The organism is Kitasatospora sp. NPDC001660 (assembly GCF_053596725.1).
Genome location: NZ_JBSFGU010000006.1, coordinates 65648 through 87921, shown reverse-complemented (window position 1 = coordinate 87921; position 22274 = coordinate 65648). Strand labels below are relative to the sequence as shown.

The window sequence follows — 22274 nt, the reverse complement described above, 5'->3', positions numbered from 1 at the left end:
CCGTCACCTCTTCGCCCAGTCCCCCGAGGCGATGAGCGCCGGCCGCGCTCGCAGCCGCTCCGCCGCGGCCGGTCCGGCGAAGTACACCCACGCCTCCCGCGTCTCGGCCGCCCCCGTCCGCACCGTCATCCGCCGCCGCACGTACAGCCCCGTCCCGTCGGCCCGGCACTCCTCCAGCCGGTCCAGGTCGGCGAGCGCGCCCGCGTACGCGCCCGGGCGTACCGTGACGAGCTCACCCACGATCCGGCGCCCGGGCGTGGGGTCCGGTACCGCCCACGGGAACCCGGGGCCGTCGTGGAGGGCGGCGCCCTCGAGGACCGCCGGCCGGACGTCGGCGCAGCGGCCGGCCAGGTGGGCAGCGTGGTTGTGACCGTCGCTGCGCAGGGTGCCGTAGACGAAGAACGGCAGTGCCTCATCAGGCGCGGACTCATCGGGCACGGATTCATCAGACGCGGGTTCGTCAGACACGGGTTCGACCTCCTGCCCCGGGGGGCGCCCACGGTACGTCCTCGTGCCCGACTGGTGATACCCACTGGCGCGCGGGCCCGCCGATGCGGTGTCATGGCGGGTGTTCGGCCAGCACCGTCCAAGGGGGACACCCATGACAGCGCCCGCCTCCTCCCAATCGCCCGAGGCCTCCGCCGGGGGCCTCGGCGGCGAGGCCTCCTCGCGCCCCGTGTCCCCTGCCGGCCCGGCCCGGCTCGGTGGCGCGGTCTGGCTGGCGCTCGCCGTCGTCTACGTCGTCTGGGGTTCCACCTACCTGGCGATCCGGGTGTCGGTCGAGACGATGCCGTCCTTCCTCTCCGCCGCCGCCCGCTTCCTGACCGCCGGCGTCCTGCTCGCGGGCTTCCTGCTGGTCCGCCAGGGCCCGGCCGGCCTGCGGGTGAGCCCGCGCCGGCTCGCCTCCTCGGCGCTGGTGGGCGTGCTCCTGCTGACCGGCGGCAACGGCCTCGTGGTGCTGGGCGAGCGCTCGGTCCCGTCCGGCCTCGCCGCGCTGCTGGTCGCCGCCGTCCCGCTGTGGATGGTCCTGCTGACGGCGTTCGGCGGCGAGCGCCCACGGCCCGCCGAACTGGCCGGGGTGCTGCTCGGCCTGGTCGGCCTGGGTGTGCTCTCCGCCCCCGCGATCGGCGGGGGCATCGCGCCGCTCGGCGTGATCGTGATCATCTGCGGCACGCTGACCTGGGCGGGCGGCTCGTTCGTGAGCAAGCGCCTTCCGATGCCGGGCAACGTGCTCGCCGCGAGCGCCTACCAGATGCTGGCGGGTGGCCTCGGCGACCTGCTGATCGGCCTGGTGCGCGGCGAGACGCACGGGCTGGACGTGGCCGCGATCTCCGGCCGGTCCTGGTTCGCGCTCGCCTACCTGGTGCTGTTCGGCTCGCTGCTCGCCTTCACCGCGTACGCGTGGCTGCTGCGGAACGCGCCGCTGACGCTGGTCTCGACGTACGCCTACGTGAACCCGGTGGTCGCGGTGCTGCTCGGCTGGCTGATCCTGACCGAGCCGCTGACCGGCCCGACACTCGCGGGCGGGGCGGTCGTGGTGGCGGGCGTGTGCCTGGTGGTGAGCGTCAGCCGGAAGTCCGCGCGTAAGTGATGGCGTTGCCCCGCTCGAAGGTCCGGCTGCCGGTGAGGACGAATGCGCGCGGCGCGAAGTCCGCGCGGAACGGCGGCACGCCGGAGCCGGCCACCACCGGGTACTGCCTGACACGGTCGTCGTGCTCTGCCTCGCCATGGCCGGCCTGATCCTCGAACACCTCACGCTGCCCGAGGTGTTGGGCGCGGACGGCCTTGCCGCGCTGCTCGACACGGTCGTCGAGCGGACCGTCCCGCAAGCCTGACGGCGCCGAACGAACCGTCCCGGTCGGGGAGTCGGCCCGCCGCTCAGAGCGCGTGCGGCGGGGTGCCCGCCCACCAGTTGCCGGGAGCCTCGGGGTCACGGCTGGTCCAGAACTCGATGATCGCGCAGGTGAACTCCTCGGCGGAGAGCGTGCCGTCGCCGTCGCGGTCCAGGCGGCGGAAGGCCTCGTCGGCGTCGTCGCGCGAGAGGCCGACGAAGTGGCCGCGCTGGAAGACGAAGAACTCGCCCGCGTCCACCGTGCCGCTGCGGTCGGCGTCGGCCACGGCGAGGAAGGCCTCGGCGAGCGCCCCGAGGCTGCTCCGGGCGGCCTCCGGGTCGTCGGCCAGCGAGCTCGTCGAGCGGACGAACTGCTCGCGGGTGACCGACTCCGTGCCGGAGGGGAGGTGGGCGAGGTGCAGGTCGTGCCAGATCGTCAGGTAGGCGCGGACGATGATCGCCTCCGCCTCCGAGCCCTCCTGGTGGCCGAGCGAGCGCGCGACGGCGCGGCCCATGAGGACGTGGTCCCGCTCCGTGATCAGCCCGTCGCCGTCGGTGTCGAGGCATTCGAACCCGTGGTTGATCTTTGCGATGAGCAGCTCGTCCGACATGCGTCCCCTCGGCTGACGGTCCCTGCTGGTGAACACTGCTGTTGAGCCATGCCGGTGCACGACGCCGACGCGACGCCAGCACGCTAGCGCCTCCGGCCGCGGCCGCGCAGGCGAACGGCGGCCCGACCGACCTGCGGCAGTCGCCGCGCGCCGGTCCCGGGTCGCTCGCACGACCAGTCGGCCCCGGATCACTCGCACGACCACGAGCGCCCGAGCAGCACCATCCCGATCCCGCACAGCACCGCGACCGCCGCCAGCGACCACAGCGCGGTCCGGGCCCGCCGGGAGTGCCGCCACCATCCGGCCACCCACGAGAGCGCCGCCGCGACCGCCCCGACAAGTCCCAGCCCGACCACCCCGAGCGCGGGGGTCGGCCACGGGGGTCCGTCACCCTGGCAGGGCGCGTCCCGCTGGAACAGCTGCCAGCTTCCCGCCGCCCCGCCCGCGAGCGCGATCACCGCCAGGCACACGCCGATCTGTGGCCACCGTACTGCGGATCTTCCTTCCACCGGCTCCCCCCATCCGCTCCGAGCCCGCTGCCACCCGGCCCTCACCCGCCCGGCCCTCACCGACCCGGCCGTGTCACCCACCCGGGTCCTCATGTACCCGAGCACTTCCCGCTACCTACCGCGCCTCGCGGGTCGGTGAACTCTCCCAGGGCGCAGGGACCCTGGGCGTCAGCCCCTGGTCGGAGGCGGCGCACCCGCATCCGGTCCGAACGGCGGGGGCGCCGGAGCGCCGAAAGTCGCGGGCTCAGTCCTCGTGTGCGGCCCAGACGTACGCCTCGGGCAGCAGCTCGCGCACCGGGACGGCCCGCAGGTCCGGGCCGCGGCCGACGAGCACGTCGATCCCGGGGAAGTAGTCGATCAGCACCTGCCGGCACCGTCCGCAGGGCGGGACGACGCCCCGGCCCTGGTCGGCGACCGCGACGATGGCGGTGAGGTCGTACGCGCCCTGGCCGGCCGCCGCGCCGATGAGGGCGAGCTCCGCGCAGGGCCCGCCGGTGAAGTGGTAGGCGTTCAGGGCCGTGACGATCCGCCCGTCGGCGTTGCGGGCGGCCGCGGCGACGGTGTGGTTGTCCGCGCGGGCGAAGCGGCGGACGACGTCCTCGGCGGCGTCGACGAGCTCCCGGTGTGCGGCGGACAGCGCGGACGCAGGGACGGACGCCGAACCAGGGACGGACGCCGAACCAGGGATGGGCGCAGACCCGGGTGCGGGCACGGGATCGGAGGCGGACATTTTCGGTGGGTCTCCCGGGTCGTTCGTGGCAGGCTTCGAGCATGGACCGCAGCCCCCTGTTCGTGCCAACACTTTTCGCGGGCCCGTTCGACCTGCGCCCGTGGCGGCTCAGCGACGCCGACGTGCTCCGCGAGGCCGCCGCCGACCCGTACATCCCGCTCGTGACGACCGTCCCGGTCCGCTACGACGCGCACGCCGCGCGGGCCTTCGTCGAGCGGCAGTGGGCCAAGGCGGCGAACGGCGCCGCCTACCCGTTCGCCGTCGCGCGCCGGGCCGACGAGCGGGCCGTCGGCTTCGTGGGGCTGTTCCCGCAGGGCGACGGCCGCGCGACGATCGGCTACTGGACGGCCGTCTCGGCCCGCGGTCAGGGCGTGGCCCGCCACGCCCTGACCGCGGTCGCGGGCTGGGCGTTGCACGAGGTCGGGCTGGCCCGGCTGGAGCTGCACATCGAGCCGTGGAACACCGGCTCGCTGCGGACGGCCGAGCGGGCCGGTTTCCGGCGCGAGGGCCTGCTGCGCGGGCACCGCACGATCGCCGGCGAGCGCCGCGACATGGAGCTGTACGCCCTCCTCGCCACCGACCTGGAGCTTCAGCCGGCCACCGGGGCCCGCCCGGAGCCCACGCGGGAGCCCGTCCCGGGCACGGCGGCGAGCAGCTCGCGCGTGTAGTCCCGTGTGCGGCACGGCGAACAGTCGGCCGCGCTCGGTGGACTCGACCAGCCGTCCCCGGTGCATCACGGCCACCCGGTCGCAGAAGTGCCGGACGACGGCGAGGTCGTCCACTTCGACGAGTCGGCGCGCCGATTCCCGCTCCACCACGGATGGCGCGAATCCCTCCGAGGCGACCGTTCGTCAACTATCGGCAAGGGAGCGCAAGGGGGCGCCATGAGAGCCGTACTCCCCGAATCCTCCGCCGCCCTGCGGGTGGGGAGTGCGATCGTGTGCGTTCTCGAACCGCCTGCCGGGGTTTGCCCGCCTGCCGGTCGGGCGCCATCAGACCGGGCGCGACGGAGTTCGGAAAGTCGCCCGCCGCGCATTTCCCGGACATTTCCCGGGCGTTGTTTTGGTACGCACTGAGATCGTGTGGCGGCGTCGTTCCGCCATAATGCCGGCGTTGCAATGAAACGGACATCGCGCCGCAATCCGGGCGGCCCGTCCCGAATCCCGGGACCTCCGCCACGCCCCTGCGGGCATTGATACGATCCCGGTGAGCCGCGACTGGCGCGCACGGATGGAATCGACCATCGGGAAGCGGCTCCGTGTCCCGTGCACGACCGTTGCCGAGCGCCTGGGCCGTCCACACTCGTCCATGACTTCGCGTCCAGGACCTCGGGTCCCCGACCCGGGTCCGCGCCCCACGAGGAGACCGCCTTGGCCCAGCAACCGCAGAACGAGCAACAGTCGCAGAACGAGCAGCCGCCCCACACCGCCGCCGGCGCAGCCGCCAACACCGCCTTCCGCAGCGCCCTCGACGTCGTCGCCGGCGTCGAGCCGCGCATCGCCGCCGCCATCGGCCGGGAGATCGAGGACCAGCGCGCCTCCCTCAAACTGATCGCCAGCGAGAACTACGCCTCCCCGGCCGTCCTGCTCGCCATGGGCAACTGGCTCAGCGACAAGTACGCGGAGGGCACCGCCGGCCGCCGCTTCTACGCCGGCTGCCGCAACGTCGACACCGTCGAGACGGTCGCGGCCGAGCACGCCCGCGCCCTCTTCGGCGCCGACCACGCCTACGTCCAGCCGCACTCCGGCATCGACGCCAACCTCACCGCCTTCTGGGCGGTCCTCTCCCAGCGCGTGGAGAGCCCGGCCCTGGAGCGCGCCGAGGTCCGGGGCGTCAACGACCTCACCGAGCAGGACTGGGCCGAGCTGCGCCACGAGCTCGGCAACCAGCGGATGCTCGGCATGTCCCTGGACACCGGCGGCCACCTCACCCACGGCTTCCGTCCCAACATCTCGGGCAAGATGTTCGAGCAGCGCAGCTACGGCACCGACCCGGCCACCGGCCTGATCGACTACGACGCGCTGCGCGAGACCGCCCGCGAGTTCCGCCCGCTCATCCTGGTGGCCGGCTACTCCGCCTACCCGCGGCGCGTGGACTTCCGGAAGATGCGCGAGATCGCGGACGAGGTCGGCGCGACGCTCATGGTCGACATGGCGCACTTCGCCGGCCTCGTCGCGGGCAAGGTGTTCACCGGCGACTTCGACCCGGTGCCGCACGCCCACATCGTCACCACGACCACCCACAAGTCGCTGCGCGGCCCGCGCGGCGGCATGGTGCTGTCCACCGCCGAGCTCGCCGAACACGTCGACCGCGGCTGCCCGCTGGTCCTCGGCGGCCCGCTCTCGCACGTCATGGCCGCGAAGGCGGTCGCCTTCGCCGAGGCCCGCCGCCCCGAGTTCCGGGCCTACGCACAGGCCGTCGTCGACAACGCCCAGGCGCTCGCCGAGGGCCTGCTGCGCCGCGGCGGCAAGCTCGTCACCGGCGGCACCGACAACCACCTGGTCCTCGCCGACGTCTCCGGCCACGGCCTGACGGGCCGTCAGGCGGAGGCGGCGCTCCTCGACTCGGGCATCGTCACCAACCGCAACTCCGTCCCGCAGGATCCGAACGGCGCCTGGTACACCTCCGGCGTCCGCCTCGGCACCCCCGCGCTCACCACCCGCGGACTCGGCGCCGCCGAGATGGACGAGATCGCCGCCCTCATCGACACCGTCCTGCGCGCCACGACCCCCGCCACCACCGCGAACGGCGCCCCGTCCAAGGCCCAGTACGCCCTGGACGAGTCCCTCCGCGACGGCATCGCCAAGCGCGCCGCCGACCTCCTCGCCCCCTTCCCCCTCTACCCTGGCGTCGACTTGGCCTGACGGCGGGCAGCCAAGAGCGGCCGACAGCCAAGGGGGCGGGACGCGCAGGCGGCGCCCCGCCCCCAACCTCCTCAGTACTGCAGCGACTTGTACTGCAGGAACTCCTCCAGCCCGTGCCGGCCGAGCTCGCGGCCGAGCCCCGAGCTCTTGTAACCGCCGAACGGGGCGAGCGGGTTGAAGCGGCCGCCGTTGAGGTCGACCTGGCCGGTGTCGAGGCGGCGGGCGAAGGCGGCGGCGGTCTCGGTGTCGGCCGCCCAGACACCGCCGGCCAGGCCGTACTCGGTGCCGTTGGCGAGTTCGGCGGCGTGGTCCTCGTCGCGATAGGGGAGGACCACCAGCACCGGGCCGAAGATCTCCTCCTGCGCCACCGTCATGTCCGGTGTCACGTCGGCGAGTACCGTCGGGCGGACGTAGAAGCCGACGGGCAGTTCGGCCACCGGCTCGGGACCGCCGGCGACCACCCGGGCGCCCTCGGTGACGGCGCCCTCCAGGTAGCCGCGCACCCGGGCCAGCTGCTCGGCGTTGACCAGCGGGCCGACCCGGGTCCGCGGGTCGGCCGGGTCACCCGGAACGTACCTGCCGGCGGCCTTCGCCGCTACGGAGACGGCCTCCTCGTAGTGGTCCCGGTGCACCAGCAGCCGGGTCCAGGCGCTGCACGTCTGGCCCGAGTTGGCGAACACGTTGGCCACGTTGACGCTGACCGCGCGGGTCAGGTCGGCGCCCGGCAGCACGACGTTGGCGGACTTGCCGCCGAGCTCCAGGGAGACCCGCTTCAGGCCGCGGCCGGCTGTCTCGGCGACCGCGCGGCCGACGGCGGTGGAACCGGTGAACGACACCACGTCCACGTCCCGGTGGGCGGCGAGCGCCGCGCCCGCCACCGCGCCGGTGCCGGTCACCAGGTTGAACACACCCGCCGGGAAGCCCGCTTCGTGCACCAGCCGGGCGAACAGCCGCGCCACCAGCGGGGTGTCCTCGGCCGGCTTGAGGACGACCGGGCAGCCGGCCGCCAGCGCCGGGACGACCTTGGCCACGATCTGGTGCAGCGGGTAGTTCCAGGGCGTGATCGCCGCGACCACCCCGGCCGGCTCGGCGAGCACCAGCGAGTTGCCGATCCGCTCCTCGAAGGGGTGCTCGGCGAGCAGCGTCAGGTAGGAGGTCGCGACGGTCAGCGGCAGTCCGGCGTGGACGGCGGCCGCGAAGCCCACCGGTGCGCCCAGTTCGGCGACCACCGTCGCGGTGATCTCGTCCTGCGCCCCGGCGATGCCGTCCCGCAGCCGGGTCAGCAGCGCGAGCCGCTCCTCGCGGATGGTCGCGCCCCAGGCCCGCGCCGCCCGGCGGGCCGCGGCCACCGCGGCGTCCACGTCGGCCGCCCCGCCGGCCGGCACGGTGGCGAGCACCCGCTCGGTCGCGGGGTTCAGCACCTCGATCGACCCGGCGTCCCCGGAGGGCCGCCAGGCTCCGTCGATGTACTGGTCCGCGTGGTCCCCGAACCACTGTCCGCCGTGCTGCTCCTCGCCCTGCCCGTCACGCCGCCCGTCGTTCCGCGCGCCCCGCTCCGCGTCGTGCTGCACCGATAGTCCTCTCGTCCGCCTGGCCGTTCGGCCGCGCTTGACTGCGCTCCACCGCGCTTGACTACCAGCGCTAGTTCAAAGGCCAAGTCAAGGCGGCCCGGGTGGTCGCGCGCAAGGGTCGATCCGGTCCGCGGACCTGCCGGTCACCGCGGCGCGAACCGCGCGGTGTACTCGTCGAACGGCTCGATCCCGACCTCGGCGCGCCGCTCGTCCAGTCGCTGCGGCTCCTCGCACGGCCACGGCACCGGGCGGCCGTTCGCGACCGCGCCGATCTGCGTGCCGTACCGCTGCTCGCGCCCCTCGTTGACGGCGAGCCGGTCCTGAAGGAACGCCAGGTCGCGTGCGCTTGCCGCGCCGTTTGCGACGGCCGCGGCCATCAGCTCCACGGCCCGCCGCTGGACGTCGAGTTGACGGTCGGCGTGCTGGGCGACCAGCCAGGCCGCCCTGGCCGCGTCCGGGCCGACCAGGGCCTCGGTGGGCCAGCCGTGCTCCGCCATGATCGCGGCCAGCCGGTCTCCGTGCCGGGCGGTGAGCCGCCGCCAGAGCGCCTGCTCGGCCAGGTCGGCGCTGTTGGCCAGCCGCACCGCGGCGGCGTCCTCGGCCATCATCGCCGTCAACTCACCGGCCAGTGAGGCGAAGTCGTGCCCCGTCGTCGCCATTGCGCTCCGCTCCTCGCTCCCGGCCCTCCGTGCGGGCCGACTGCCACCACCGTAGGCGGCCGAAAAGCGACGAAGATCATTCCGCGGAATGGTGACTCTGCGGAGCGAATGCGGCACAATGGATGCATGTGATCGACGCGGCCGTGCCCACCTTCCGGCCCCGATGCGACGGTCCACGAAATTCTTCTGCGCGAAAGCCTCCTCAATCCCGCGGACGGCGCTGTAGATTGCTGCGAACTCAGCTGTGGGGGGCTACGGTTGGCGGCGGGTGCAAGACGTGTGCGCACCGTCGGCACGTTGCGCGTCCCCGCGGTGGCGGGATGCCGTCGCCACTCTGAGGTCTGGCTCGATTCCGCAGGTCATCCGTACCGCAAAAGGAGCTTCCCCGTGACCGATGCCGCGTTCACCGACGAGCAGCACCGGCCCACCGAGCCGGCCTCGCTGGACGACGTGCCGGGGTGGTTCTGGGACCACGACCGGCATTCCTTCGAATGGTTCCTGCACCGGCAGGAGAAGGCCGGCGTCACGGGCGATCTGCTGGAAATGGGCGCATACCTGGGGCGCAGTGCGATCGTCATCGGAGAGCACCTCCAGCCCGGCGAGTCGTTCACCGTCTGTGACCTCTTCGACTCGGACGCGCCGGACGACGAGAACGCCGCCGAGGTGGACATCTCCTACCGCAAGACCCTGACCCGGTCGGCCTTCGAGTCGAACTACCTGTCGTTCCACAGCGAGCTGCCGGAGATCGTCCAGGCGCCGACCTCGACGCTGGCGGGCGGGCGGATACCGGCGGGCGCGTTCCGGTTCATCCACATCGACGCCTCGCACCTGTACGAGCACGTCGTGGGCGACCTCCAGGTGGCCCGCGTCGCGCTGCAGGACCAGGGTGTCGTGGTGCTCGACGACTACCGCTCCCAGCACACCCCGGGCGTCGCCGCCGCCACCTGGGAGGCCGTGTTCAACCACGGGCTCAGGCCGATTTTGCTCACCGAGTGCAAGTTCTACGGCACCTGGGGGGACCCGGAGCCCTTCCAGCGTGACCTGCTGGACCGGGTGGGCCTCGCCGAGGGCTGTCACCTGAGCACGGAGACCCTGAACGGCCGGCAGCTGCTGCGCATGACCGGCACCTCGGAGGGCATCGAGCCGTTCCGGCCGTCCCGCCACCACAAGCGGCTCTCCGCGCTGAGCGCGCGCCGCGAGGCCGACCGGGCCGCCGACCAGTCCCGCCGGGCGCTCCTGGAGGCGCAGGAGGAGGCCGCCCGCGACCTCGCCGCCCGCCGCGCCCGCGCTGCCGAGCAGCGACGCCCCGCCAACGTCGCCAAGCGCGCCGCCCGCGACCTGCTCCCCCCGGTGGTCACCTCCGCCATTCGCCGCGCCCGCCGCGGCTGACACGGGCCCGCCGCGGGCGGGCGGCCGGGCGGTCGCAGGGCGACAGATGACAAGTAACAAGTAACAGATTTCAGCGAACAGATTTTGAAATCTGTCATTTGTTTGCTGTCGGCTGTCCCTCGCCACCCACCACCCGAACGCAAGAGTGCCGGCCGAGCCAAGCTCGACCGGCACTCCGGCACTGTCCTGCCCGCCTCAGGCTGTCACGCCCGCGACGGCTCCGGCGACGCCGCCGAGTCCTGCGCGCCCGCCGCCGAGTCCTGCGTGCCCGGCGCGGCCTCCGCCTCGCTCAGCTCGCGCCGGACCTCCGCCAGGGACGGGTTCGGCCAGGCGCTCGCGACGCCCCAGTAGTAGAACGCGAGACCGATCGCGGCGACGATCAGCAGGTCCCAGCCCTCGGGCAGGTAGCCGTGCCCGCCGAAGTCGGAGCTGCCGGCCCACGAGACGCCGGCCATCACGAACAGGTACGCGACCATCCAGGCGCCCGCGATCAGGTGCGGACGCAGCACGGCCCACGGCTTGCGCAGCTCGTACCAGGCCCAGATCGGCAGGCCGGCGGCCATCAGCAGGATGACCTTGCCGGTGAGCGGCCAGCGGGCCCAGTACAGGACCAGGGAGCCGAAGACCATCGCGACCGGCGCGATGACCGGCATCGAGCGCAGCCGCACCGGGCGCGGCAGGTCCGGGGCGAGGCGGCGCAGCGCCATGACGGCGACCGGGCCGGTGATGTACGAGATGACGGTCGCGACCGAGACGATCTCGGCGAGCGAGCCCCAGCCGCGGAAGACGGCCAGGAACAGGAACGCGACGACGAGGTTGAGCAGCAGCGCCGGGCGCGGGATGCCGGTCTTGGCGTCGACCTTGCCGAAGACCTTCGGCAGGTGGCCGTTCTCCTGCACGCCGTGGATCATGCGCGAGGTGGTGGCGGCGTAGATCATGCCGGTGCCGGAGGGCGAGATGAAGGCGTCCGCGTACAGCAGGATCGCGAGCCAGTTGATGCCCCAGGCGATCGCGAGGTCGGCCAGCGGCGAGGTGTAGCCGAGGCCGCTCCAGCCCTTCGACAGGTCGGCGGCCGGGATGGCGCCGAGGAAGGCGACCTGCAGCGCGACGTAGATCACCAGGGCGATCAGGATCGAGCCGATGACGGCCTTGGGCAGCGACTTGCCGGGGTTGCGGGCCTCGCCGGCCAGGTTGAGCGGGGACTGGAAGCCGTTGAAGGCCCAGACGATGCCGGAGACGGCGACGGCGGTGAACACCGCGCTCCAGCCGTTCGGCGCGAAGCCGCCGGGGGCGGTGAAGTGGGCGGTGTCGAAGTGGGCGAACAGCAGCGCGCCGGCGGTCAGGGTCGGGACGACGACCTTGAAGACGGTGATCGCGGTGTTGGTCTTGGCGAACAGCGTGATCGCGAACCAGTTGAGGACGAAGTAGACGATCAGCAACACGCTCGCGAGGGCGACGCCGCTGAGGGTCAGCTCCTTGCCGTCGTACAGCCCCTTCGCCCAGCCGAAGTGCCAGGAGCTCATGTACTGGACGGACGCGGTGGCCTCGCCGGGGATGACGGAGACGATGGCGATCCAGTTGGCCCAGGCGGCGAGGTAGCCGGCCAGCGAGCCGTGCGAGTACTGGCCGTAGCGGACCATGCCGCCGGCCTTGGGGAACATCGACCCCAGCTCGCTGTAGGTGAGGGCGATGGTCAGGGCCACCGCGGCGCCGATCGCCCAGGCGAGGATCGAGGCGGGGCCGGCGAGCTTGGCGGCCCGCTCGGCGCCGAACAGCCACCCGGATCCGATGATCGAGCCCAGCCCGACGGCGGTGAGGCTGATGGTGCCGAGCGAGCGACGGTAGTGGTTCTGGTGCGATGCCGTAGACGGCTCGGGCTCACTCAACGTATCGGTCCTCTCGCTCGGGGGCATCGGGTGGTGTCGTGGTTTTTACGGTCATGAGTCGGTATTCCGGACACAAACGCCCAGCAGCCTAAGGGGCAAAAACGGGCGTTTACCTCAGAGGAAGCTCAAACCGTCCGATCGTTGCCATCTCGTGTCCGGTATCCGGGGGTTCCACCGCCCTCGGGACGACGTACCGGCCGGAACTGCCGGGCCGGATAGGCAAGAAACAAAAAAATTCCCCGTGGAATCCTTGCGGATCCACGGGGAATTCGATGGTGTCCGAGGGGGGACTTGAACCCCCACGCCCGATAAAGGGCACTAGCACCTCAAGCTAGCGCGTCTGCCATTCCGCCACCCGGACGGGGTGTGTGCTTCGGGGATTTTTCTCGCCCCCTCGGCGACAGAGAGAACATTACCAGGGTTCTGGAGTGCTTCTCACCTGCGTTTCCCCGGCGGGGATCCCCGCGTCAGCCGGAACCGGCCCCCGCGCCACTGGGAACCGGACCCCCTGGCCGATCGGGCCGGCTCGCGAGGCAGTGCGATCCGCAGACGAAGCGGTGGCGAGGGCGAAGGAACCCGGTCGACCTCCGATGCCCTGCCGATCAGGACCGGTCGACACCGATCCGACACGGGCAACTTCTCGACGGTGCCGCGGTCCCGGGGGCGGCTCTCCTAGCCTCTGTGGACCGAGGGCGCCAGCGGAACGCCTGATTCCCGGGTCGCGGACGAAGGGCGGCTGGACGTGGAGCAGATCAGCGGAGCGGCGAAGGCCGAGCCGAGACGCGACCAGGCCCTGCGCGGGCCCGCCTGCCCGGAGCCGGCCGAGGGCGTGTGGCGCTTCCCGGTGCCCGCCTCGGAGTCCTCGGTGCCGCGCACCCGGCACGCGGTGCGCGACCGCCTGCTGGCCCAGGGCATGACCGGGGTGCGCTACCAGGAGCTGGTGGACGACGTGCTGCTGATCGTCTCGGAGCTGGTCGGCAACGCCGTGACGCACGCCGCCGAGCTGTCGCCCGAGGTGACCACCGAGCTGGCGGTGCAGGGCGGCTGGGTGCGGGTCTCGGTCGAGGACGGCGACCCGTACCGCCCGAAGGCGCTGGAGAGCGACACCGGCCGCACCGGCGGGCGCGGCCTGCTGCTGGTCAAGAGCGTGACCCTGCAGGCCGGCGGTGTGTGCGACGTGGAGCGGACGGGGGAGGGCGGCAAGGTCATCTGGGCCTCGCTGCCCATCCCGCCGCAGCGCGACGACTGCCCGTAGCTGTCTGTCCGCAGTGTGACGACTGTCCGTGACCATCCGGGCCGTGGCCAACCGGGCCGCACCCCACGGCGTAGGCGCCGCCCGCTACCAGTCCCGCCCGGCGATCTCCCGGATCCCCGGCAGCGCCGCCTCGAAGACCGTCTCGAACCACACCGAGAACGGCCGCTCGGCCCGCAGCTCGCGCAGCTCCTGCGCGGTGACGAAGGCGTAGTCGTCCACCTCGTCCGGGTTGGCGGCGACCGGCGCCGTGACCAGGCCCACGAACAGGTGGTTCCACTCGCGCTCGATCAGCCCGGAGGCCTCGTCCGGCAGGTCGTACCGCACGGTCCCGGCCTCGCACAGCAGCGCCGGCGCGACGCCCAGCTCCTCCGCGGTGCGGCGGGCGGCGGCGACGAACGGCGGCTCGTCGGGGTACGGGTGGCCGCAACAGGTGTTCGACCAGACGCCGGGGGAGTGGTACTTGCCGAGTGCGCGGCGCTGCAGCAGCAGCCGGCCCTGGCGGTCGAAGAGGAACACCGAGAAGGCCCGGTGCAGCCGGCCGGGCTGCTGGTGGGCCCAGAGCTTCTCGGCCGTGCCGGTGGTGACGCCCTCGTCGTCGACGAGCTCCAGGAGGATCTCGGTGCCTGCGCTCCCGGCGGCGGTCCCGGGGTCGGCCGTCACGTCGGTCTCCACGTCGAGACCGGTGTCGATCTCGGACGTGAAGTGCGTCGGGCTGGTCGGCGGACTCTGGGGCATGGGGCCTCTTTCGGGAGCGGGAGCAACGGAAGCATCGGGTTGCGTCCGGCACAGTGGGTGAAGCGGGTACAGCGGACGCGGCGGGGGCACCGGCGCCGGCGTCGGGCTCCAGTCTGCCGTATGGGTGGCGGTCGGCACGGGTCCCACGCACAACCTGGCGGATCATGACTCCCAGGGGGACTTTTCCGGGCATAGAAGGACCCGAGAGGGCCTCGGAAGGGTCACGGGGGTAGCAAAAGGGTTCGGAGTCGTTCGAGGGCCGTTCGGACGCGCTGAGAGGCGCGTCGGGAGGCGCATAGGAAGGCGCGCCGCACCCCGTTCACGCCCGCGGCCGGCGTCTATTCCCAGCCGCCACTCAGTCACCTCCCAGCTCCCCGGCCGCGTTCGGGCTGGTCGCCCGGGTCGCCTACCATCGCTTAGGACAAGGTGCCCGCATCCGCGCCGGCACCGGCGCGCCGCTCTGCGGCCCGAACGAGCTCGGACGACTCGTACCGGTGCCCCGGCGCACCCGCGCACAGCACGACGGATCAGGAGACCCCCGCATGATCGGCCTCGTTCTGGCAGCCGGCGCCGGCCGCCGGCTGCGCCCGTACACCGACACCCTGCCCAAGGCACTGGTGCCGGTCGACGGGGAGCGGACCGTCCTGGACCTCACCCTCGGCAACTTCGCCGAGGTCGGGCTGCGCGAGGCCGCGATCGTCGTCGGCTACCGCAAGGAGGCGGTGTACGACCGCAAGGCCGCCCTGGAGCAGAAGTACGGCGTCAAGCTCACCCTCGTCGAGAACGACAAGGCCGAGGAGTGGAACAACGCCTACTCGCTGTGGTGCGCCCGTGACCTGTTCGCCGAGGGCCTGCTGCTCGCCAACGGCGACACCGTCCACCCGGCCTCGGTCCAGCGCACCATGCTGGAGGGCAACCAGCGCCTGATCGACGCCGGCACCGCGCCCGGCATCCTGCTCGCCCTCGACACGGTGAAGAAGCTCGCCGACGAGGAGATGAAGGTCGTCGTCGACCCGGTCGCCGGCATGCGCCGCATCACCAAGCTGATGGACCCGGCCGAGGCGAGCGGCGAGTACATCGGCGTCACCGTGATCAACCCCTCCGCCGCCGCGGACCTCACCGACGCGCTGCGCGCCACCTACGAGCGCGACCCGCAGCTGTATTACGAGGACGGCTACCAGGAGATGGTGGACCGCGGCCTGCGGATCGGCGTGCAGCCGATCGGCGAGGTCTCCTGGGTCGAGGTCGACAACCACGACGACCTGGCGAAGGCGCGGGAGATCGCGTGCCGGTACTGACCCGACTGGTCCCGTCGCCGCTGTTCGTCGAGGTCCGCCCGGGTGCCCTGGACGCGCTCGGCGGGATCCTCGCCGACCAGCGGCTGTCGGCCTCGGGCCGGATCGCGGTGGCGATCAGCAACGGCTCCGGCGCCGCGATGCGCGAGCGCCTGGAGCCCGCCCTGCCCGGCGCCGACTGGTTCAGCGTGGACGACGGCAGCCTGGACAGCGCGGTGCGCTTCGCCGAGGCGATGCGCGGCGGCCACTACGACGCGGTCGTGGGCCTCGGCGGCGGCAAGATCATCGACGCCGCCAAGTACGCCGCGGCCCGGGTCGGCCTGCCGCTGGTCGCGGTGGCCACCAACCTCGCGCACGACGGCATCTGCTCGCCGGTCTCCACGCTCGACAACGACGCCGGCCGGGGCTCCTACGGGGTGCCCAGCCCGATCGGCATCGTGGTCGACCTGGACGTGATCCGCCAGGCCCCGCCGCGCTTCGTGGCGGCCGGCATCGGCGACGTCGTCTCCAACATCTCGGCCTGCGCGGACTGGGAGCTCTCGCACGCGGTCACCGGCGAACCGGTGGACGGGCTGGCCGTGGCGATGGCCCGCTCGGCGGGCGAGAACCTGCTGCGCCACCCCGGGACCCTGGCCGACCAGGACCTCCTGACGGCGCTCGCGGAAGCCCTGGTACTGTCCGGCATCGCGATGAACATCGCGGGCAGCACCCGGCCCTCGTCGGGCGCCTGCCACGAGATCTCGCATGCCCTGGACGTGCTGTATCCCAAGCGGTCCGCCCAGCACGGCGAACAGGTCGGCCTCGGCGCGGCGTTCGCCAGCTTCCTGCGGGGCGAGCGCGAGCTGACCGGTCTGATCGTGGAGCGCCTGGCGCGCCACGGACTGCCGGTGACCGCCGCTCAGATCGGCTTCACCGAAGCGGAGTTCACCGAGGCGGTGCACTACGCTCCGAACACCCGGCCGGGCCGCTTCACCATCCTCGAGCACCTCGACCTCTCCCCCTCAGCAATCAGGGACGCGTACGCCGACTATGTCCAAGCCGTCAACAGCTGACCCCTCCACCGCAGGCGCCGAGCGGCCCCCGGTGGACCTGACCCGCCGGCCCTCCATCGAGGAACTGCGCGCGGTGATCCACCCGGAGGGCATGCTCCAGCGCCGCAGCGCCGAGCACTGGGCCGGGCGCCTGTACATGCGGAGCATCTCGCTGCGGGTCACGCGCGTGCTCTCCACCGTGACGGCGATCACGCCCAACGGCCTCACCTACCTGATGATGCTCACCGGTGTCCTGGCCGGTGCCGCGCTGGTGGTGCCGGGCCTGACCGGCGCGCTCCTGGGCGCCCTGCTGATCCAGCTGTACCTGCTGCTGGACTGCGTGGACGGCGAGGTGGCCCGCTGGCGCCGGCGGACCTCGCTCACCGGCGTCTACCTGGACCGGGTCGGCCACTACATGTCCGAGGCCGCCCTGCTGACCGGCCTCGGCCTGCGCGGCTGCGACCTGTTCCACGAGCAGGGCCCGGCCGCGCACTGGGAGTGGGCCTTCCTCGGCACGCTGGCCGCGCTGGGCGCGATCCTGATCAAGTCCGAGACGGACCTGGTGGACGTGGCCCGGGCCCGCAGCGGCCTGACGGCGGTCGAGGACAGCGCCTCGGTGCCGCGCTCAGCCGCCGTGGCCAAGGCCCGCCGCGCGGCCTCGCTCCTGAAGTTCCACCGCCTGGTGGGTGCCGTCGAGGCCTCGCTGTTCATCCTCGCCGCCGGCATCGCCGACACCGTCCACGGCGGTCTGTTCTTCACCCGGCTCGCGGTGGTCGTGCTGGCCGCGATCGCCATGCTGCAGACCGTCCTGCACCTGCTGAGCATCGTCCTTTCGAGCAGGCTCCGATGAACACTTCCACGAACGCTCCCACCACTGCGGAGAACTTCCGCCTCGGCGCCGTGATCATCACGATGGGCAACCGGCCCGCCGAGCTGAACGCCCTGATCGAGTCCGTCCGCGCCCAGGAGGGCCCGGCGGTCGAGCTGGCCGTGGTCGCCAACGGCGCCCCGCTGCCGCCGCTGCCCGAGGGCGTGCGCAGCGTCGAGCTGCCGGAGAACCTCGGCATCCCCGGCGGGCGCAACGTCGGCATCGAGCTTTTCGGCCGCGATGGGCGGGACGTCGACGCCGTGCTCTTCCTGGACGACGACGGCCACCTGCCGCGCACCGACTCGGCCCGCCTCCTGCGCGAGGCCTTCACCGCCGATCCGGAGCTGGGCATCGTCTCCTTCCGGATCGCCGACCCCGACACCGGCGTCACCCAGCGCCGGCACGTGCCCCGGCTGCGCGCGAGCGACCCGCTGCGCTCGTCCCGGGTGACGACCTTCCTGGGCGGCGCGAGCGCCGTGCGCTGCACGGTGTTCGAGCAGGCCGGCCAGCTGCCCGCCGAGTTCTTCTACGCCCATGAGGAGACCGACCTCGCGTGGCGCGCGGTGGACGCCGGCTGGGCCATCGACTACCGGGCGGACGTGGTCCTGCACCATCCGACGACCTCGCCCGCCCGACACGCCACGTACTTCCACAACGTGGCCCGGAACAGGGTTTGGCTCGCGAGGCGGAACCTCCCGGCCCTGTTCGTGCCTCTCTATCTGGGAACCTGGTTCCTGCTGACCCTGGCCCGCCGCCCCTCCCCGGAGGCGCTGAAGGCCTGGTGGGGCGGGTTCCGGGCGGGCTGGCGCGAACCCTGCGGTCCGCGTCGCCCGATGCGATGGCGTACGGTTTGGCGACTGACCAGGCTGGGCCGTCCACCGGTCATCTGATCTCATGAGATCGAGTGATCGATCGCTGCGGCCGGTGACCACACACCGGCCGGACTCCCCCGTGATCCCAGTGGATCCCCATCGGCGCAAGGCCGGCGGACCCCCGCCGACCGGCCGCCCCGACCGATCCCGCGTGAAGGACGAATGTGTCGACAGTGAGTGAACCCGTCAGCCTCTCAGCCCCCAGGGGGGCGGACGCGGGCCTGACCCCCAAGCAGCTTGCGGACAAGTACGGCCTGGCCGTGAGCGGCCGGCGGCCCGGTCTGTTCGCCTACACCAAGCAGCTCTGGGCCCGGCGCCACTTCATCTGGGCCTTCGCCACCGCCCGCCTGGTGGCGCAGTACACCGATGCCAAGCTCGGTCAGCTGTGGCAGGTGGTGACCCCGCTGCTCAACTGCGCGGTGTTCTACCTGGTCTTCGGTGTGATCCTGAAGAGCAAGGACAACTTCCCGCCGAACACCTACATCGCGTGGCTGTGCATCGGCGTCTTCGTCTTCCAGTTCACCCAGAACGCGGTGCAGTCCGGCACCCGGGCGATCTCCGACAACCTCGGGCTGATCCGGGCGCTGCACTTCCCCCGCGCCAGCCTGCCGATCGCCTTCACGGTGATCCAACTCCAGCAGCTGCTGATCTCGATGGTGGTCCTCGTCGCCACCGTGCTGTTCAGCGGCATCGCCCCGGGCCGGACCTGGCTGCTGGTCGTTCCGGCGCTGGTCCTGCAGTCGATGTTCAACACCGGCGTGGCGCTGATCTTCGCCCGGATCGGTGCCAAGACCAGTGACATCTCCCAGCTGATCCCGTTCGTGATGCGGGCCTGGATGTTCCTGTCCGGCGTGATGTTCAGCATCCAGGACAAGATCAACTCCTGGCCGCACTACATCCAGACGATCATGGCCCTCAACCCGGCCTCGGTCTACATGGACCTGCTGCGGCACGCGTTCGCGCCGATCATCTACAACAAGCACCAGTTCCCGAACGCGCACCAGACCCTCCCGCAGCACCAGTGGACCTACGGCATCGCCTGGGCCGTCGTGATGTTCGTCATCGGATACGTCTTCTTCTGGAAGGCCGAGGAGGAGTACGGCCGTGGCTGACACCGACCTGAGCAAGCGCGACATCATCCGGGACGCGGACGTGGCCCGTGAGCCCACCGTCGTCGTCGACGACGTGCACATCGTCTACCGCGTGCACGGCGCCGGCTCCGGCAAGGGCAGCGCCACCTCGGCGCTCAGCCGCATCATCAGCCGCAAGCGCGCGGCGGGCGTGCGCGAGGTGCACGCGGTGCGCGGCATCAGCTTCACCGCCTACAAGGGCGAGGCGATCGGCCTGATCGGCTCGAACGGCTCCGGCAAGTCGACCATGCTGGCCGCCATCGCGGGCCTGCTGCCGACCGAGAAGGGCGGCATCTACACCAACGGCCAGCCCTCGCTGCTGGGCGTGAACGCGGCCCTGATGAACGAGCTCACCGGTGAGCGCAACGTCATCCTCGGCTGCCTCGCGATGGGCATGCCGCCGGCCGAGGTCCGGCGCCGCTACCAGGACATCGTCGACTTCTCCGGCATCAACGACAAGGGCGACTTCATCTCCCTGCCGATGCGCACGTACTCCTCCGGCATGGGCGCCCGCCTGCGGTTCTCCATCGCCGCCGCGAAGACCCACGACGTGCTGCTGATCGACGAGGCGCTGGCCACCGGCGACCAGGCGTTCCAGCAGCGCAGCAAGAAGCGCATCGAGGAACTGCGCCAGTCGGCCGGTACGGTCTTCCTGGTCAGCCACGACAACAGCTCGATCCGCGAGGTCTGCGAGCGGACCATCTGGATCGAGCACGGCGAGCTGGTCATGGACGGCCCGACCGAGGAGGTCGTCGGCCGGTACGAGCGCGGCGAGCGCCCGTAGGACCTCAGACGCACGGCGGGGGCCGGTTCCGGAAGTCGTCCGGGACCGGCCCCTCGCCGTGCCCGCGCCCGTCGACGCGGTGCGCCGTCCGGACACCCCCGGGTGGCCCGCCCCCGGCGGGGTGAGCGCCCCGTGCGCCGGGCGGGGCGCCCTTCTCCGGCGCGGCCCGTGGTGTCAGGCTGTATGCGCGGGGGTCGTGTGCCGGACGTGACGCCCGCGCTCGGACGCGTGTCCGAGTCGGGCCGGTGATGCCCATCGGTGTAGAACGGGGGAGTGACAGCAGTGTCGGCTTCGGCCCAGCCCAGCAGTGAGCCCGTGGACCAGACCGCGGGGGCGACCCTGGAGAAGGCGAGCGCGGAGAACTTCCCGGTCGCCCCCTTCTTCCTGCCCGCCGCCTGGCGCGGCGACCTGATGGCGGTCTACGGCTTCGCCCGGCTGGTCGACGACGCGGGTGACGGTGACCTCGCCGACCCGGCCGGCGCCGCCCGCCTCCTCGGCGTCGACACCCCGCTCCCGGCGTCACCGGCCACCCCTTCGGCCCAGTGCGGCCCGCCCGCCGCGGAGGAGGTCGCCTTCCGGCTCGCCCTGCTCGACGGACTGGAGCGCGACCTCGACCGGGTGTTCGAGGCGGCGCTCCGCCCGGGCACCGCGGACCGGCCCCGGCACCCGCTGATGCGCGCCCTCGTCCCGGTCGTCGACAAGCACGGGCTGACCCCCGAGCCCTTCCGCCGTCTGATCGGGGCCAACCGGGTGGACCAGACCACCGCCCGCTACGCCACCTGGGACGACCTCGTCGGCTACTGCACCCTGTCCGCCGACCCCGTGGGCCGGCTGGTGCTCACCATCGCCGGCGTCTCCACGCCCGAGCGGATCGAGCTGTCCGACGCGATCTGCACCGCCCTCCAGGTGGTCGAACACCTCCAGGACGTCGCCGAGGACCTCGCCCGCGGCCGGATCTACCTGCCGGCCGAGGACCTTGAGCGCTTCGGCGTCACCGAGGCCGACCTCGCCGCGCCCCGCGCCGACGGCGCCGTCCGCGAACTGATCGCCTTCGAGGCCGAGCGGGCCCGCACCCTGCTCGACCGCGGCGCGCCGTTGGTAGGTACGGTTCGGGGGAGGCTTCGACTGCTCCTGGCGGGATTCACCGCAGGCGGCTACGCGGCCCTGGCGGCCGTCGCGGACGCCGGGTACGACGTGCTCGCCCAGCAGGCGAAGCCGGACAAGCGCCGCCTCGCAGCGAAGGCGGCGGCCATCTTCGCGAAGGGAAGGTGAACGCCCGAGTGGCGGCATCACCACTGGCGTCGGCCCAGGTCATGGCGGCGTACCGGTACTGCGAGGCAGTCACCGGGCTGCAGGCGCGTAACTTCAGCTACGGCATCCGGCTGCTGCCCGAGCCCAAACGGCTGGCCATGTCGGCCCTGTACGCCCTGGCCCGCCGGGTGGACGACATCGGCGACGGCGACCTGCCCGCCGACCGCAAGGCCGAGGCGCTGCTGCGCACCCGGGAACTGCTGGACGAGGTCCGCGCCGGCAGGGTCGCCGAGGACGACACGGACCCGATCAAGGTCGCCCTCGCGGACGCGGCCCGGCGCTTCCCGATCCCGCTCGGCGGCTTCGACGAGCTGATCGACGGCGTCGAGATGGACCTCAAGGGCGCCGAGTACCAGACGTACGAGGAGCTCAAGGTCTACTGCCGCTGCGTGGCGGGCGCGATCGGCCGGCTGTCGCTCGGCGTGTACGGCTGCGAGGACCCCGAGCGCGGGGCGCACTACGCCGACACCCTGGGCCTCGCGCTGCAGCTCACCAACATCCTGCGCGACCTGCGCGAGGACGCCCTGAACGGCCGCACCTACCTGCCCACCGAGGACCTGGTCCGGTTCGGCTGCCAGCAGGGCTTCGCCCAGCCCAAGCCGCCGACCGGCGCCGACTTCACCGGCCTGGTCGCCTTCGAGGCCGCCCGCGCGCAGGCCGCGTTCGAGGAGGGCCTGCGGTTGCTGCCGATGCTCGACCGCCGCAGTCGCGCCTGCACCGCCGCGATGGCCGGCATCTACCACCGGCTGCTCGGCCGGATCGCCGCCGACCCCGAGTCGGTGCTGCGCGGCCGGGTCTCGCTGCCGGGCTGGGAGAAGGCGTACGTGGCGCTTTCCGGGCTCGCCGGGGGGCGTTCTTGATTCTCGCCGCAGTTCTGTCACGCTGTGTCAGCGTGGAATCACGCATGGGTGGAGCCGTGTCGGCCACGACTGCGCTGACCACA

At 72.5% G+C, this 22274-nt stretch carries 22 protein-coding genes, 1 tRNA gene and 1 riboswitch; of the genes, 14 read left to right on the top strand and 9 right to left on the bottom strand.

Annotated elements, in window-relative coordinates:
* Positions 1 to 3 precede the first annotated feature (3 nt).
* Positions 4 to 438 carry a gamma-glutamylcyclotransferase family protein gene (locus ACWCXH_RS08970; protein ID WP_449800681.1) on the bottom strand — a complete coding sequence of 145 codons (435 nt, stop codon included), beginning with the start codon at positions 436 to 438 and terminating at the stop codon, positions 4 to 6.
* Positions 439 to 601: 163 nt separating this feature from the next.
* On the opposite strand from ACWCXH_RS08970, the gene ACWCXH_RS08965 reads away from it, so the two are divergent.
* Both ACWCXH_RS08965 and ACWCXH_RS08960 read left to right on the top strand, forming a co-directional pair.
* Positions 602 to 1591, top strand: coding sequence for an EamA family transporter (locus ACWCXH_RS08965; protein ID WP_449800680.1), 990 nt, complete (start codon positions 602 to 604; stop codon positions 1589 to 1591).
* A gap of 121 nt (positions 1592 to 1712) precedes the next feature.
* Entirely contained in the window at positions 1713 to 1835 is a 123-nt protein-coding gene (locus ACWCXH_RS08960; protein ID WP_449800679.1) for a hypothetical protein, read from the top strand.
* A gap of 43 nt (positions 1836 to 1878) precedes the next feature.
* On the opposite strand, the gene ACWCXH_RS08955 is transcribed toward ACWCXH_RS08960, so the two are convergent.
* From ACWCXH_RS08955 to ACWCXH_RS08945, 3 genes are all read right to left on the bottom strand, one after another.
* On the bottom strand, positions 1879 to 2442 hold the full coding sequence (locus tag ACWCXH_RS08955; RefSeq protein WP_449800678.1) for an EF-hand domain-containing protein: 564 nt from the start codon (positions 2440 to 2442) through the stop codon (positions 1879 to 1881).
* A gap of 188 nt (positions 2443 to 2630) precedes the next feature.
* On the bottom strand, positions 2631 to 2912 hold the full coding sequence (locus ACWCXH_RS08950; RefSeq protein WP_449800677.1) for a hypothetical protein: 282 nt from the start codon (positions 2910 to 2912) through the stop codon (positions 2631 to 2633).
* Positions 2913 to 3195: 283 nt separating this feature from the next.
* Positions 3196 to 3681: a cytidine deaminase family protein gene (locus tag ACWCXH_RS08945; protein ID WP_449800676.1), complete on the bottom strand. Its 486-nt coding sequence runs from the start codon at positions 3679 to 3681 to the stop codon at positions 3196 to 3198.
* A gap of 41 nt (positions 3682 to 3722) precedes the next feature.
* Between ACWCXH_RS08945 and ACWCXH_RS08940 the strand changes: the two genes are divergently transcribed.
* Positions 3723 to 4349 (top strand): GNAT family N-acetyltransferase, encoded by a 627-nt coding sequence (locus tag ACWCXH_RS08940; protein ID WP_449800675.1) that lies wholly within the window; start codon positions 3723 to 3725, stop codon positions 4347 to 4349.
* 535 nt (positions 4350 to 4884) lie between these two features.
* Positions 4885 to 4981, top strand: a riboswitch (ZMP/ZTP riboswitch).
* A gap of 70 nt (positions 4982 to 5051) precedes the next feature.
* On the top strand, positions 5052 to 6545 hold the full coding sequence (locus tag ACWCXH_RS08935; RefSeq protein WP_449800674.1) for a glycine hydroxymethyltransferase: 1494 nt from the start codon (positions 5052 to 5054) through the stop codon (positions 6543 to 6545).
* Positions 6546 to 6616: 71 nt separating this feature from the next.
* Here ACWCXH_RS08935 and ACWCXH_RS08930 read toward each other — a convergent pair whose 3' ends face one another.
* Positions 6617 to 8011 carry an aldehyde dehydrogenase family protein gene (locus tag ACWCXH_RS08930; RefSeq protein WP_449800884.1) on the bottom strand — a complete coding sequence of 465 codons (1395 nt, stop codon included), beginning with the start codon at positions 8009 to 8011 and terminating at the stop codon, positions 6617 to 6619.
* A gap of 248 nt (positions 8012 to 8259) precedes the next feature.
* Complete coding sequence (locus ACWCXH_RS08925) at positions 8260 to 8775, bottom strand: DUF6624 domain-containing protein (RefSeq protein WP_449800673.1); 516 nt, start codon at positions 8773 to 8775, stop codon at positions 8260 to 8262.
* Positions 8776 to 9162: 387 nt separating this feature from the next.
* Between ACWCXH_RS08925 and ACWCXH_RS08920 the strand changes: the two genes are divergently transcribed.
* Positions 9163 to 10164, top strand: coding sequence for a class I SAM-dependent methyltransferase (locus tag ACWCXH_RS08920; RefSeq protein ID WP_449800672.1), 1002 nt, complete (start codon positions 9163 to 9165; stop codon positions 10162 to 10164).
* 203 nt (positions 10165 to 10367) lie between these two features.
* Here ACWCXH_RS08920 and ACWCXH_RS08915 read toward each other — a convergent pair whose 3' ends face one another.
* Both ACWCXH_RS08915 and ACWCXH_RS08910 read right to left on the bottom strand, forming a co-directional pair.
* A complete protein-coding gene (locus tag ACWCXH_RS08915; protein WP_449800671.1) occupies positions 10368 to 12077 on the bottom strand; it encodes an APC family permease in 1710 nt (569 codons plus the stop codon).
* 246 nt (positions 12078 to 12323) lie between these two features.
* A tRNA-Leu gene (locus ACWCXH_RS08910) sits at positions 12324 to 12411 on the bottom strand.
* A 381-nt stretch (positions 12412 to 12792) separates the two neighbouring features.
* On the opposite strand from ACWCXH_RS08910, the gene ACWCXH_RS08905 reads away from it, so the two are divergent.
* Entirely contained in the window at positions 12793 to 13305 is a 513-nt protein-coding gene (locus ACWCXH_RS08905) for an ATP-binding protein (RefSeq protein WP_449800670.1), read from the top strand.
* Positions 13306 to 13389: 84 nt separating this feature from the next.
* Here ACWCXH_RS08905 and idi read toward each other — a convergent pair whose 3' ends face one another.
* Complete coding sequence (gene idi, locus ACWCXH_RS08900) at positions 13390 to 13965, bottom strand: isopentenyl-diphosphate Delta-isomerase (RefSeq protein WP_449800883.1); 576 nt, start codon at positions 13963 to 13965, stop codon at positions 13390 to 13392.
* A gap of 617 nt (positions 13966 to 14582) precedes the next feature.
* On the opposite strand from idi, the gene ACWCXH_RS08895 reads away from it, so the two are divergent.
* From ACWCXH_RS08895 to hpnD, 8 genes are all read left to right on the top strand, one after another.
* On the top strand, positions 14583 to 15338 hold the full coding sequence (locus ACWCXH_RS08895) for a phosphocholine cytidylyltransferase family protein (protein WP_449800669.1): 756 nt from the start codon (positions 14583 to 14585) through the stop codon (positions 15336 to 15338).
* Complete coding sequence (locus tag ACWCXH_RS08890) at positions 15326 to 16387, top strand: iron-containing alcohol dehydrogenase family protein (RefSeq protein WP_449800668.1); 1062 nt, start codon at positions 15326 to 15328, stop codon at positions 16385 to 16387. Before ACWCXH_RS08895 ends, ACWCXH_RS08890 begins: the two co-directional genes overlap by 13 nt.
* A 91-nt stretch (positions 16388 to 16478) precedes the next feature.
* Entirely contained in the window at positions 16479 to 17216 is a 738-nt protein-coding gene (locus ACWCXH_RS08885) for a CDP-alcohol phosphatidyltransferase family protein (protein WP_449800882.1), read from the top strand.
* The gene (locus ACWCXH_RS08880; protein ID WP_449800667.1) at positions 17213 to 18124 is read left to right on the top strand and encodes a glycosyltransferase family 2 protein; all 912 of its coding nucleotides are present in this window, start codon (positions 17213 to 17215) and stop codon (positions 18122 to 18124) included. The genes ACWCXH_RS08885 and ACWCXH_RS08880 overlap by 4 nt, the downstream gene beginning before the upstream one ends.
* A gap of 146 nt (positions 18125 to 18270) precedes the next feature.
* Positions 18271 to 19218, top strand: coding sequence for an ABC transporter permease (locus ACWCXH_RS08875; protein WP_449800666.1), 948 nt, complete (start codon positions 18271 to 18273; stop codon positions 19216 to 19218).
* Entirely contained in the window at positions 19211 to 20020 is an 810-nt protein-coding gene (locus ACWCXH_RS08870) for an ABC transporter ATP-binding protein (protein ID WP_449800665.1), read from the top strand. Before ACWCXH_RS08875 ends, ACWCXH_RS08870 begins: the two co-directional genes overlap by 8 nt.
* Before the next feature lie 315 nt (positions 20021 to 20335).
* A complete protein-coding gene (gene hpnC / locus ACWCXH_RS08865; protein WP_449800664.1) occupies positions 20336 to 21292 on the top strand; it encodes a squalene synthase HpnC in 957 nt (318 codons plus the stop codon).
* A gap of 41 nt (positions 21293 to 21333) precedes the next feature.
* Positions 21334 to 22191 (top strand): presqualene diphosphate synthase HpnD, encoded by an 858-nt coding sequence (gene hpnD, locus ACWCXH_RS08860; protein WP_449800881.1) that lies wholly within the window; start codon positions 21334 to 21336, stop codon positions 22189 to 22191.
* The last annotated feature ends 83 nt before the right edge of the window (positions 22192 to 22274 follow it).

Bases quoted from the DNA above. Each gene is read 5' to 3' on its own strand.
- ACWCXH_RS08965 (WP_449800680.1), top strand. From the start codon at position 602: ATGACAGCGCCCGCCTCCTCCCAATCGCCCGAGGCCTCCGCCGGGGGC.
- ACWCXH_RS08955 (WP_449800678.1), bottom strand. From the start codon at position 2,442: ATGTCGGACGAGCTGCTCATCGCAAAGATCAACCACGGGTTCGAATGC.
- ACWCXH_RS08945 (WP_449800676.1), bottom strand. From the start codon at position 3,681: ATGTCCGCCTCCGATCCCGTGCCCGCACCCGGGTCTGCGCCCATCCCT.
- ACWCXH_RS08940 (WP_449800675.1), top strand. From the start codon at position 3,723: ATGGACCGCAGCCCCCTGTTCGTGCCAACACTTTTCGCGGGCCCGTTC.
- ACWCXH_RS08925 (WP_449800673.1), bottom strand. From the start codon at position 8,775: ATGGCGACGACGGGGCACGACTTCGCCTCACTGGCCGGTGAGTTGACG.
- ACWCXH_RS08915 (WP_449800671.1), bottom strand. From the start codon at position 12,077: ATGCCCCCGAGCGAGAGGACCGATACGTTGAGTGAGCCCGAGCCGTCT.
- ACWCXH_RS08895 (WP_449800669.1), top strand. From the start codon at position 14,583: ATGATCGGCCTCGTTCTGGCAGCCGGCGCCGGCCGCCGGCTGCGCCCG.
- ACWCXH_RS08885 (WP_449800882.1), top strand. From the start codon at position 16,479: ATGCTCCAGCGCCGCAGCGCCGAGCACTGGGCCGGGCGCCTGTACATG.
- ACWCXH_RS08880 (WP_449800667.1), top strand. From the start codon at position 17,213: ATGAACACTTCCACGAACGCTCCCACCACTGCGGAGAACTTCCGCCTC.
- hpnD (WP_449800881.1), top strand. From the start codon at position 21,334: ATGGCGGCGTACCGGTACTGCGAGGCAGTCACCGGGCTGCAGGCGCGT.